The sequence below is a fragment of the Streptomyces sp. NPDC002054 genome, from assembly GCF_040296685.1.
In the GTDB taxonomy this organism is placed as follows: domain Bacteria; phylum Actinomycetota; class Actinomycetes; order Streptomycetales; family Streptomycetaceae; genus Streptomyces.
The window spans coordinates 12733-24203 of record NZ_JBEOXT010000015.1 but is presented as its reverse complement, the minus strand read 5'-3'; the positions used below and the strand labels follow the sequence as shown (position 1 = coordinate 24203).

Genomic DNA, 11471 nt, shown 5'->3' with positions numbered 1-11471 from the left:
GGGGGAGGGGGGATAGGACCGTTTCACGAACTTCGGCCAATGGTTAGGAAGAATTCCTAACCATTGGCCGGGAGAGTAGAAACGGTTGAGGGGGTCGCGCAAGACCCTGGGCGCGATCCATCAGTGCGATGCGCGTCCACATATGTAGTTGTTCAGTCCAGCAGCACGCCGGGGTTGAGGATGCCCCGCGGGTCGAGCGCCCCCTTTGCGGCCCGCAGCGCGAGGGCGAAGGGCTCGGGACGCTGGCGGTCGTAGCCCGGGCGGTGGTCCCGGCCGACGGCGTGGTGGTGCGTGATGGTGGCCCGGTGGCGGTGCAGGACCTCGCTCGCCACGGCCTTGAGGTCGTCCCAGAGGGCGACCTCGGCACCGGCGCGGCCGGCGGCGAGGACGGTGAAGTAGGGTGCCGCACCGTCCGGATACACGTGGGTCAGACGGCAGTTGACGGTCGCGGGGTGTCCAGTGGCCTTGAGCGCCGCCGCGCCGACCTCGGTGCGCACCTCGTCGATCAGGTGCGGGATCCGGTCCCAGCAGGCCGCCGTCTCGAAGGTCTCCGCGACGGCGCCCATCCTGGCCAGACCATCGCGGAGGTAGGGCATCCGCAGGAAGGCCGAGCGCCAGGCGGTCACGGCCGCGTCGCCGTCCGGGCCTGCGGCGGAGCCTGCGTCCGGGGCTGCGTCCGGGCCGGTGGTCCCGCCGTGCCGGCCGCCGTGCGAGCGGGCCAGGCCGACGGCCCGTTCCAGCCGGCCGGTCACCGGTTCGTCCGCCGACTCGAATCCCAGGACCAGTACGGCGGAACCGTCCTGTGCCGCCCCCGACAGCGCGGCCTCACCGGAGTCCAGCAGGCGGCAGTTGGCGGGGGAGAGGTCGGACTGCGCGAGGGCGCGCACCGCCCCGAGCGCGTCCTGGAAGTCGGTGAAGGCGACTGCGGCGGACGCCTTGTGGCGGGGTCGTTCCTGCAGGCGGACCCATGCCTCGGTGATGATGCCGAGGGCCCCTTCGGAGCCCAGGAACAGCCGGTCGGGGGAGGGGCCCGCCCCCGAGGCGGGCAGTCGCCAGGAGCTGCTCGTGCCGGCCGGGGTGACCACGCGCAGCGACTGCACGAAATCGTCGATGTGCGTGCGGCCGGTGGCGTAGTGCCCGCCGGCCCGAGTGGCCAGCCAGCCGCCGAGGGTGGAGAACTCGAAGCTCTGCGGGAAGTGCCGCAGGGTGAGGCCGTGCGGTCGCAGTTGGTCCTCCAGGCTCGGCCCGAGGGTGCCGGCCTGGATACGGGCCGCCCGGCCCTCGGTGTCGATCTCCAGTACGCGGCCCATGGCGGTCAGGTCCAGGGACATCACGGCCCGGTGGGCATCGCCGCGGTACTCCACGCCCCCGCTGACCGAGGATCCCCCGCCGTACGGAACCACGGCGACCTGCCGGTCCCCGGCCCAGTCCAGCAGGTCGGCCACGCCCTGCTCGTCCGTGGGGCGGGCGACGAGGTCGGGGATGCGGCCGGGCCGGCCGCGCAGGGCGCGCATCACGTCCCGGTACGCCTTGCCCATGGCGTGGGCGGCCCGGTCGGCGGGGTCGGCGCTGACCAGGTGGGCCAGGCTCCGCGGGGGTTCGGCGGCCGGGCTCCCGATGCCCAGGTCACGGACGCGGGGCACGGGCAGCGGGCGGCTGAGGGTGCCGGGGATCAGAGCCCCCATCGCGGTGCATTCCGCGTCGTCGGGATGGGCGTCCGTCCAGCCCCAGCCCCACCAGGAGCGGGTGCGGGACGTCGGCTGCGGGGTGGTACCGGCCATGGATCGCTCCAGCGGTCGCAGTAATTTACCTCGGGGTAAATTACCTACTGATAATATCCGCTCATGGCAACCCCTCCAGCCCCTCCAACTCCTCCAGTCCCTCCTTCGAAGGCCGGAACCAAGGGAGTCCCGCGGGAACGCCGCCGGCAGCAGATGCTGGAGGCCGCCACGGAGGAGTTCGGCACCCGCGGCTATGCCGCCGCGTCGCTCCCCGCGATCGCCGCGCGCGTGGGTGTCACCAAGACGCTGCTGCACCAGTACTGCGGCACCAAGGAGGACCTGTACATCGCCTGCCTGGTCCCCGTCGGGGACCGGCTCCTGGAGGCCATCCGTACGGCGATGGGCCCGGACGGGACCAGCCCGGACACCCCGCTGCGTGTGCTCGACAGCATCTTCACCGCCCTGGAGGGGCAGCGGGAGGCCTGGTTCGTGCTGTACGACACCTCGCTGCCGCCCGGCGGCGAGGCCGCGCGCCGGGCGTCGGGATACTGGTCGGCCATCGACCGGCTCGCCGCAGGCGGCACCGCCGAACTGCTGCGCGCGGCCGGCTCCACCGATCCGCTGGACGCCGACGCGCTCACCTACGTCTGGCGGGACCTGGTCGCCACCCTCGTCCGCTGGTGGGTCAAGCACCCGGAGCAGACCCCGGCGGCCATGACGCAGCGCTGCGCGCGCCTCTTCGCCGCCGCGGCCACCCTTACTTCTGGGCCTTGAGCTTGCGCCACACGGCTCCCAGCGCCTCCAGGTCCTGCTGGTCGAGGAGCTCGGTGAAGACCGGCGCCAGGGCCGCGCGCCGGGTGGCGTCGGCCTCGGCGAACAACGTACGCCCCGCCTCCGTGAGCGAGACCTCCACCGACCGGGCGTCACGTGCCGAGGGCGTACGGGTCACAAGGCCACGACTCTGCAGGGCGTCCACCACCCGGGAGACCTGGCTGCGGCTGAGCAGCGTGCTGTTGCCGAGGACGGAAGCGGGCACCGGATCGGGGCTGGTGGCCAGCCACAGCATGACCTCGAACCAGGACACGGGGAGGTCGTGGGCCTTCACGAGGGCGCGGTCGACCCGGTCGGTCATGACGGTGCCCGCCCAGACCATCCCGTAGAAGGCGTAGTCAGCCGCCTGCATCTCGATTTCGGTGAGCTTCTTCGGCATGTCGGCAGTCTAGAGGTTGCGTGTACGTGCACATAATTTTATAGTGTGTGTGCACGCACATAAATCGCGCTCCGTGAAAGGCACCCCCATGTCGACCCTCCCCACCACCCCCGCCAGCACCCCCGCCGACTCCACCCCCACCGTCCTGATCACCGGCACTTCCTCCGGCATCGGCCTGGCCGCCGCCATCGCCGCCGCCCGGGCCGGCTGGCGCACGGTCGCCACTCTGCGTGACACCAGCCGGGCCGACGCCCTGCGCAAGGCCGCCTCCGAGGCGGGCGTCGAGCTCGACATCCGACAGCTCGACGTGGTCGACGAGAGCTCCGTCGCCGCCGCCGTGAACGGCGTGATCGCCGACTACGGCCGCCTGGACGCCGTCGTGAACAACGCCGGCGCGGGCCACGTCGGCACCCTCGAACAGGAATCCGTCGCCGACGTCCGCAAGGTCATGGAGGTCAACTTCTTCGGCGTACTGAACGTCTCCAAGGCCGCACTGCCGCACCTGCGGGCCACCGGAGGCCGCCTGATCACGGTCACCAGCGTCGGCGGCGTCATCGGTCAGCCCTTCAACGAGGCGTACTGCGCCGCCAAGTTCGCCGTGGAGGGATACATGGAGAGCCTGGCTCCGGTCGCGGCCACCGTCGGCGTGAGCGTCTCCGTCGTCGAGCCGGGTGCCGTGGCCACGGAGTTCGTCACCAACATCGGGCTCGACATCGAAGGCGAGATTGCCGCGGCCGGCCCGTACGCCGGTGCGCTGCGCACCTACGTCGACCGTACGGTCGCCCAGTTCATGAACGGTGCCCAGACCCCGGCCGGCGCGGCCGAGGCCGTGATGGAGGCACTGACCGCCGAGCGCCCCGCGTTCCGTATCCAGACCTCGGAGTGGGCCCGTGATTTCACCGGAACCAAGCTGGCCGACCGGGACGGCTCGGCGGTCCTCGGTATGACCGGGACCTGGGTGTCCTGACCTGCGGCGAACAGCCCGACCTGTGCTCCGCGGGGAACCGGGTCATCATGGCTGGGGGGTGTCAGGACACGCCCGAGCCGGGAGGTGACTCGTACCCATGGACGAATCCCGCAAGGCCTGGATCATGCTCGGCAGCGCCTTCGCCGTCATCTTCCTGAACCTCGTCGCCATCATCCTGATGAACACCCTCGGCCGCTGACCGCGCCGGCCCCGAGGCCGACCGACCACCCGCACAACCCGCCGGGCCCGGACCAGAATGGTCCGGGCCCGGACTCTTGCTGTGTCGCGCCGGATCGCCAATGATGCAACCGACCGACCACCGGGAGGGGTTGCTGTGCGGACGAGCCGTCATATCCGGAGGACATGCGTGGTCTTCGGCGCCGCCCTCGCGCTGGTCGTTGCCGTCCCCAACGTGGCCTTCGCGGCGCCGCCCGCGGCCCTGCCCTCCCTGGCCGAAACGATCGAGCGGAACTTCCAGCCGGCCTTCGACTACGACACCGACGGCTGCTACCCGACACCCGCCATAGGCCCGACCGGAGTTCTGAACGGCGGACTCAAACCCAGCGGCGCCCTCAACGGCAGCTGCCGGGACGCCTCGGACCTCGAGAACACCAACGGCTACTCCCGCTGGGCCTGCAACAACGGCTGGTGTGCCGTGATGTACGCGCTGTACTTCGAGAAGGACCAGGCCATCCCCGGCATCGGGCTCGGCGGCCACCGCCACGACTGGGAACACGTGGTGGTGTGGATCCAGGGCAACGAGGCCAAGTACGTCGCGACCTCCGCCCACGGCGACTTCGACATCCACACCCGCGACCAGATCCGCTGGGACGGCACCCACCCCAAGATCGTCTACCACAAGGACGGCGTCAGCACCCACTGCTTCCGCGCGGCGAACACCAACGACGAACCGCCGGAGAACCACCGCGGCACCTGGCAGTTCCCCGCGCTCGTCGGCTGGTCGGGCTACCCCGCGGCGCTGCGGGACACGCTCAGCCAGGCCGACTTCGGCAGCGCGCACTTCGGTCTCAAGGACGGTGCCTTCGCATCCCACCTGGCGGAAGCCAAGCCGGCGGGCATCCCCTTTGACCCGTACGCATAGGCCACCGCCCGCCCGCTACCCGCGGGCGTCCACCACCGCCAGGAGCTTGCCGCTGGTCGGGCTGCGGTCCAGCGACGCGCCGTCGACCGCCTCGACCACCAGGTCCAGCAGCCGCTCCGCCACCGCCGTGCGGAGCTCCGGGTAGCCGGCCAGGAAGACCTCCCGGAGCCGCTCGGTGTCCGTTGCCCCGGTCCGCTCCCGCTCCACCCGTACGGTCAGCCGCTCGCGCGCGTCCGTACCGTCGAGCCGGATCTGCAACTCGCCCCGGTGGCCGCCCCGTTCCTCGGCCAGGTCCAGGAAGCGGCGGTGGTTGAGGAAGTACGTCGCCACTCGCATCACATCACCGGTGCGCCCCCTCAGCTCGAAGCGGGGCGCGTGCCGGCCGCAGGGGCAGCGGCCCGGGATCTCCCGGCCGAGGTCGCCGATCACGTACCGGCCCAGGTCCTGGCCCCGCCGGGCGTGCGTGCTGAAGACCAGCCGGCCCGTTTCGCCCGGGGCCACCGGCCGGTCCTCGGCCAGGTCCAGGACCTCCATCGTGTGGAGGTCGGCGTGCAGGTGGTGGACGCCGCCGGAGCTCTCGGTGCACTGGTAGCCCAGCGGGCCGAGGTCGGTGCTGCCGTAGGTGATCGAGCGGACGACCTCGATGCCGAACGTGTCCTTCAGGGTGCGCTGCTGCTCCTCGGTGAAGTGCTCGCCGCCGTAGAAGACCTTGCGCAGTCCGCCATACGCGCGGAGCGCCTCCGCCTCCGCGTGCAGCAGCTGCCAGAGGTAGGAGGGCATACCGAAGAGGGTGTCGGCCCCGTGGTCGATCAGCGCCTGGGCCGTGGCGCGGTGGTCGGGCCCCGCGGACAGCGGCAGCTGGACCCCGCCGAGCCGTTCCAGTACGGAGAAGAAGCTGATGAAGCTGCCGTACATGCCGCCGCAGTAGAAGAGGTTGGCGGTGCGGTCCCCGACCGGGTCGTAGCCGGCGGCGAGCAGGCCGCGGGCGGCGGCGTGCATCTGGGTGTCGTAGTCGTCGTAGCTGAACACCGACAGGGCCGGTGCGCCGGTGCTGCCACCGCTGCGGAAGTACAGCTCGGCATCGGCCCGCGCCAGCTGCCGGCCCGGCTGCTGCACGTCCTCCTTGCCCAGCAGCGGGCCCGCGGGCGCCGGCAGGACCACGGGCCGGGCCAGGTCGTCCAGGCAGGCGGTGGTGGCGAAGCGGTCCGGGTCGGCCTGAACCGCGACGCGGCGGCTGTAGCGCTGCAGGGCGTAGACCCCGTCGTGCGGCTCGCCCGCGTAGCTGTCCAGCATGGCGCCGACCGGTGTGACGCGGGTGACGCCCGCGGCCAGAGCGGTGCGGGACAGCTCGGCGATGTCGGTACGGCTGCCCGCGAGGCCCGCCGTCTGCAGATAGCGGCGCATCGGGCGCAGGGTGGCGATCAGCTGCTTGCGGGGCAGCGGCTTCACCCACACGCTGCGGTGCAGCGGCGAGGCGGTGAGCGGGGACCGGGTGTCGGCCATGACCCGCCAGGAGCCGCCGGCGAAGCCGCCGGGCGCGGCGAACACCCGGGTCAGGCCGAGGTGTTCCTCCAGCCGGGCCACCAGCTCGGTGGTGGTCAGCTCGGCCGCCTCGGCGGGGTCCGAGGAGGTGCCCACGGCCGGCGGCCGGGCCCCGAGGACTCCCGCGAACCGCTCGGCGAAGCCGAACACCTCGTCCTCGTCCTCGGTGTCGAGGTACACCACCTGGGGGCTGGAACACGCCTGCTGCTCGTGCAGGCAGACGTCGTCGGCGAGGGCTTCGAGCGTGCCGGCGTCCGACCAGGCGTCGGCCGTCAGGTACGCGAAGGAGATCCGGTGCCCCCACTCCACCAGCCGGCAGCCGGCCGGCACATGGGCTGTCACCCCTTCGACGGCGCCTTCCCCGCCCCATACGGCGACGGCGTCCGCGGGCGCGCACATCAGGCGCAGCCAGTCCTGCCGGGAGGACGGGAAGCGCAGTACGACGACCCGCGCGGCCAGCGCACCGCTGGGGTCCAGGGCCGCGAGCTCGGCCATCAGGTGCTGGGTGAGGAGCGTGTCGGCGCTGCTGGTCTTGAGGATGTTGACGTTTCCGGCGAGCAGGCCCTCGACGATGCTCAGCGGTGCGACCGTCGCGGCGTTGCCCGGCGCGATGTGCGCGACCAGGCCGACGGGCGCCCACGCCTCGTAGACCGTCTCGCGCGGATCGGCCCGGTTCAGCCGGCCCGGAGTCGCGCTGCCGAGTTCCCGGCGCAGCTTGCGGGTCAGCTCCCGGCGGCCGAGGAGGCTGCCGAGCTCGGCCAGGACGGCCGGGTCCTCTCCCGCCGGCAGGTGCGCGGCGAGCCGGGCGTGCACCGGGTGGGCCGGGTCGCGCAGGGCGGTGGCGAGGGCGTCGCAGGCGGCCAGGACGGTCTCGGTCTCCAGCACCGTGGCCAGTGCAGCCTCGACGGTGGCCGGCAGCTCGGCGAGGCGCCGCGCCGCCTCCTCGTCGCCGATGAAGGCGCCCTGCCAGTAGTGGTGGTGGTTGTGGTGGTTGTGCACAGTCATGGTCACGCCATTCCCTTCATCAGTTCCGCTGCGGCCACCGCGCAGCTGCGGTTGCGGCTCACCCCGGCACGGCCGTGGACGGTGAACCAGGGGGTCTCCAGCTCGCACCCGCAGGCCTCGCCCGGCTGCAGGGAGGCGAGGTCGCCCATGACCACGCTCTGCGCCGGTACCGAGGTGATGTACGGGGACACCAGGTGCAGGTAGCCCCGCTCCCCGTACGGCAGGGGCTCGAGCGTCCGGGTGGAGCGGATCGTCACCCGGGACCAGACGGGGGCGTGCAGCCGGTGGTGGTCGCACTCGATGTACGGGATGCAGTGCTCCACCGACCCGAAGGTGTCCCGGATCCGCTCGCCCGGGATCCCGAGCTGCTCGGTGACGCGGGCGTACAGCTCCTCCTTGCCGATGCGCCGGTCGGCGTGCCCCTTCCAGCCGCCGCCGAGGACGACGAGGGAGCCCTCCGGCAGGCGCAGCGGCGGCAGTCCCATGGCCCGCATCCGCTCCAGGGTGAAGAAGAGGAAGGCCGGGAAGCCGAGGATCCGGACCGGGGCGTCCTCCTGCTCGAAGCGGCGCAGCGCGGCGATGCAGCCGAAGGGGTCGAACTCGTGGTCACCGCCCGCGCCGCCGCCGGTGTTGCGCAGCGCGTACTCGACACTGCGCGCCGGGGCGAAATCGCACAGGTAGTTGTCGGTGAAGGCGGTCCCGAGGTTGAGCGCGGGGGCCGGCTCATAGCTGTACAGGAGGTAGTTGACCTCCTGGTCGGGGGTGATCCAGCCGTTGCGCTCGAAGATCCGGGCGACCATGCGCTGGGCGGAGCGGATGGTCCAGTGGTCGAAGAACATCTGCGACTTCTGGCCGGTGGTGCCGGAGGAGGTCAGGTGCAGCTCGACCTCCTCCCGCGGGATGGAGAGCACCTCGTGCCGCTTGAAGAAGTTCGCGTGGACGAGCGGCGCGCGGTACGGCTCCGCCGGGGGAGTGGCCTCGTACAGGGAGCGGAAGAACGGGGAGCGCTCGGTGTGCCAGGCGTTGGCCTCCGCCATGGCGGCGGCGAAGAGTTCGTCCTCCGCCGGCCCGTAGGCGTACGGGTCGGTCAGGTCGCACAGCTGCTGTACGTGCGGCAGGAGGGCCGGATCGGGTACGGCGACCGGCGCCAGATGGGGGTTGACGGAGCTCATGAGGCAACCTCGGATGACGGGGGCAGGTGCGTGGACGCCCAGGCCGACAGGTAGCAGTCCAGATAGGGCTGGAGGGGCGGTTCGACGGCGACGCCGCGGAAGTCGATCCGCTCGCCGGAACGGGACAGCACGGCGTAGTCGTGGAAGCCGTCGCCGTCCGCCCGCATCGCCGGGTAGAGGGCCCCGGCGACGAACCCCTGGGCCAGAAAGGCGGAGAGGGCCTCCTGGTGCGCGAGCGGCACCAGGGCCTCGATGTAGCCGGCGCCCGCGCGGGCCAGGGCCCGGGTGACGGGCTCGAGGTACGCGGCTGCGGCGGCCGGGTCGGGGTGGGCGGTCAGCAGGGAGCAGTACCCGCCGGCCCGGTTGAGGTACGCGTAGACCTCGAACCGGCCGTCCTCGGGGGTGAGCAGCACGTTCGGGGTGTGCAGCGGGTAGAACCAGCCCTCGGCGCCGGGGAACCGCTCGCGGAACCGGCGGCGTACGAAGGCCGGCGCCTCGATCATCTCCAGCCGTTCGACGGCTCCTTGCGGCGCGGGCACCGGCAGCGGGGCCGCGGCGGCGGCCCGGGCCCCGGGGTAGCCGATGCCGAGTGCGGCCTCGGCGGTGCGCAGCAACGGCAGCAGCGGGGCGGGGACTTCGGTGACGGGGATCCGGCGGTCGAGCACACCGGCGGAGTGACGCGCGTAGAGTGCGAGGCTTTCGCGGCTGCTGAGATCCACCGCATTGGGCAGGATGCCCAGCGGGCGGAAGCCGTTGCGGGCGACGACGCGCTGCGGACCGGCGCTGACGGTGCGCACGGTCGCGTACACGGAGTCCAGCCGGCCCGTGTCCAGCATCCCGGCGCACAGCGCCCCGGCCAGGGTGGCGGCCAGCCCGGCCGAGCGGTGCCCGGGGTGTACGGCGATGCCCTCCAGACGGCCGATCCGGCTGCCCGCCTCACCGTGGACGGCGGCGGACCCGATCAGGGCCCCCGTGTCGGCGCAGCGGCCGACGAGCCACAGGGAGTACGGGTCCGCCATGAGCCGGGCCATCTCGGCCGGGTCGGTGCCGAGGGCCACGGGGTAGTGCGGACCGTAGACGGCGTAATAGAGCTGGCGCAGCTCGGCGATGTCCGCGCCGGTGGCCGGGGCGATGACGGGGTTCACCGGTCGCCTCCGACGGGCCTCTCGTCGAGGACCCGGACGAGCTTGCCCGAGCGCGGGTTGACGGCGAGGTCGCGGTGGCGTGCCCACTCCACGGACAGTGGGTGCACGAACCCGGCGCGCACGCTGTCCGGATACAGCGGCCGTGCGCTCTGGAGCTCCGCGACCACGGCTTCGGCCAGTGCCTCCCGGCCGTGCTCACCGGGGGCCGTGGCCAGCCGGAGGACGAGCCCGTCGCGGCCGTCCCAGCGGCGGACGACGAGCTGCATGCCGACCACCTGCCCCGCGGTGTCGGCCGCGGCCACGGCGTCCTGGGCGTCCTGGGTGTAGAGGGAGACGGGCCCCACCCGTACGCCTTCTTCGGCGCGGCCGAGGATCCGGAAGTGCCCGGGCCCGGTGCCGGTCCACTCGGCCCGGTCGCCGGCGGGGTAGCGGATGATCGGCATGAGCCGGCGGAAGAGGCTGGTGACGACCACCCGGCCGGGCCGGCCGGGCTCGGTGATGGGCTCGTCGCCGTCGTCGAGGATCTCGACGACCGAGTACGGGGTGAAGGCCCGGTGCACCCGGGCGTCGGAGCCGGGCACGGGGCGGCCGAGCAGGCCGGCGTCGACGCTGGCGTATCCGACGGAACGGGCCTCGGCGCCGGGGAACGCGGCGGCCAGCAGGCGCCGTTGGTCGTCGAAGAGGGCCTCGCCGCCGAAGAGGAGCAGCTCCACCGAGTCGAGCCGGACACCGGAGGCCAGGGCCTGTTCGGCGAGCCGGCACAGGGTGGTGGGCGTGCCGGTCAGCACCTGGGCGCCGAGATCGTGCAGCGCGGGGATCGTCGACTCCGGCGTCGCGCCGCCGCCGATGGGCAGGCGGACGTTGTCCACGGGCGCGTGGGCGAGCGAGTCGAGGACGAAGAGGAAGCTGGCGTACAGCTCTCCGGCGTAGAAGAGGTCGGCGACGCGGTGTCCCGGGCGCAGGCCCGTGTCCACGAGTCCCTGGCCGAAAGCGGTGACGAAGGTGCGCCACTCGTCGCGGGTGTAGACGGAGAACTTGGGGGACCCGGTGGTGCCGCCGGTCTTGTAGACCGTGGCCTCGCTGAGCGGGCCGGTCAGCACGCGGCTGTCGTGCAGGGTGTTGGCTGCCCAGAACTCCTGCTGGTCGACCACCGGCAGGTCGGTGAGGCGGTCGGTGTGCGACGGCAGGGACGCGTAGAGGTCGCGGTAGAAGGGCGAGTTGGTGCGGGCGAAACGTATGAGGTCCGAGAGTCGGTGGGCGGACATGGGCCTTTGCCTAGGTGACGGGTGTGGGCGGGGGACCCCCCGGCGCCCCCGCTTCCTCGAATGCACGTCGAAAGGTGACGTGTTGTCACGATGATGAAACATGACCGCGCTTGTCACCAAACTGGCCAAATGTTTCCGGCCAGGGCGGCCTGTTCGTCGGGTACCGGCGGAAGGGCGGCGGGTGTCGGGCGAGCCGTGCGGCTGGCCGAATACCGTCGATGGGCTGCGCAAACTTCCTGCGGGGCAAGATCACTGCATCGAGGTAATGCCACCGGTCCGGCCCGGTCGACCGGGCGTACCAGCCGTTACTGTTCCCCGGGATCTGGACGGATTCCCGGATCT

9 protein-coding genes are annotated in these 11471 nt (G+C 72.3%); 3 read left to right on the top strand and 6 right to left on the bottom strand.

The genetic code is table 11. The features are described 5' to 3' along the window. Positions 1-152 precede the first annotated feature (152 nt). Positions 153-1781: an FAD-binding oxidoreductase gene (locus ABT123_RS16060; RefSeq protein WP_351313993.1), complete on the bottom strand. Its 1629-nt coding sequence runs from the start codon at positions 1779-1781 to the stop codon at positions 153-155. Positions 1782-1844: 63 nt separating this feature from the next. On the opposite strand from ABT123_RS16060, the gene ABT123_RS16055 reads away from it, so the two are divergent. Continuing rightward, complete coding sequence (locus tag ABT123_RS16055; RefSeq protein WP_351313990.1) at positions 1845-2495, top strand: TetR/AcrR family transcriptional regulator; 651 nt, start codon at positions 1845-1847, stop codon at positions 2493-2495. Here ABT123_RS16055 and ABT123_RS16050 read toward each other — a convergent pair. Further along, entirely contained in the window at positions 2479-2931 is a 453-nt protein-coding gene (locus ABT123_RS16050) for a MarR family winged helix-turn-helix transcriptional regulator (RefSeq protein WP_351313987.1), read from the bottom strand. The two genes, ABT123_RS16055 and ABT123_RS16050, sit on opposite strands and share 17 nt — an antisense overlap. 88 nt (positions 2932-3019) lie before the next feature. On the opposite strand from ABT123_RS16050, the gene ABT123_RS16045 reads away from it, so the two are divergent. Both ABT123_RS16045 and ABT123_RS16040 read left to right on the top strand, forming a co-directional pair. Further along, positions 3020-3898 (top strand): SDR family oxidoreductase, encoded by an 879-nt coding sequence (locus ABT123_RS16045; protein WP_351313984.1) that lies wholly within the window; start codon positions 3020-3022, stop codon positions 3896-3898. 334 nt (positions 3899-4232) lie between these two features. Next, positions 4233-5000, top strand: coding sequence for an NPP1 family protein (locus tag ABT123_RS16040; RefSeq protein ID WP_351313981.1), 768 nt, complete (start codon positions 4233-4235; stop codon positions 4998-5000). A gap of 15 nt (positions 5001-5015) precedes the next feature. On the opposite strand, the gene ABT123_RS16035 is transcribed toward ABT123_RS16040, so the two are convergent. The 4 genes from ABT123_RS16035 to ABT123_RS16020 are packed head-to-tail and all read right to left on the bottom strand — an operon-like array spanning position 5016 to position 11129. After that, positions 5016-7547 carry an acyl-CoA reductase gene (locus tag ABT123_RS16035; RefSeq protein ID WP_351313978.1) on the bottom strand — a complete coding sequence of 844 codons (2532 nt, stop codon included), beginning with the start codon at positions 7545-7547 and terminating at the stop codon, positions 5016-5018. Positions 7548-7549: 2 nt separating this feature from the next. After that, a complete protein-coding gene (locus ABT123_RS16030) occupies positions 7550-8719 on the bottom strand; it encodes a LuxE/PaaK family acyltransferase (RefSeq protein ID WP_351313975.1) in 1170 nt (389 codons plus the stop codon). Further along, positions 8716-9864 (bottom strand): GNAT family N-acetyltransferase, encoded by a 1149-nt coding sequence (locus tag ABT123_RS16025; RefSeq protein WP_351313972.1) that lies wholly within the window; start codon positions 9862-9864, stop codon positions 8716-8718. The genes ABT123_RS16030 and ABT123_RS16025 overlap by 4 nt, the downstream gene beginning before the upstream one ends. Next, on the bottom strand, positions 9861-11129 hold the full coding sequence (locus tag ABT123_RS16020; protein WP_351313969.1) for a phenylacetate--CoA ligase family protein: 1269 nt from the start codon (positions 11127-11129) through the stop codon (positions 9861-9863). Before ABT123_RS16020 ends, ABT123_RS16025 begins: the two co-directional genes overlap by 4 nt. Between the last annotated feature and the right edge of the window lie 342 nt (positions 11130-11471).

Excerpts from the sequence above, each read along its gene's own strand:
- ABT123_RS16060 (WP_351313993.1), bottom strand. The coding sequence starts at position 1,781 with ATGGCCGGTACCACCCCGCAGCCGACGTCCCGCACCCGCTCCTGGTGG.
- ABT123_RS16055 (WP_351313990.1), top strand. The coding sequence starts at position 1,845 with ATGGCAACCCCTCCAGCCCCTCCAACTCCTCCAGTCCCTCCTTCGAAG.
- ABT123_RS16050 (WP_351313987.1), bottom strand. The coding sequence starts at position 2,931 with ATGCCGAAGAAGCTCACCGAAATCGAGATGCAGGCGGCTGACTACGCC.
- ABT123_RS16045 (WP_351313984.1), top strand. The coding sequence starts at position 3,020 with ATGTCGACCCTCCCCACCACCCCCGCCAGCACCCCCGCCGACTCCACC.
- ABT123_RS16035 (WP_351313978.1), bottom strand. The coding sequence starts at position 7,547 with ATGACTGTGCACAACCACCACAACCACCACCACTACTGGCAGGGCGCC.
- ABT123_RS16030 (WP_351313975.1), bottom strand. The coding sequence starts at position 8,719 with ATGAGCTCCGTCAACCCCCATCTGGCGCCGGTCGCCGTACCCGATCCG.
- ABT123_RS16020 (WP_351313969.1), bottom strand. The coding sequence starts at position 11,129 with ATGTCCGCCCACCGACTCTCGGACCTCATACGTTTCGCCCGCACCAAC.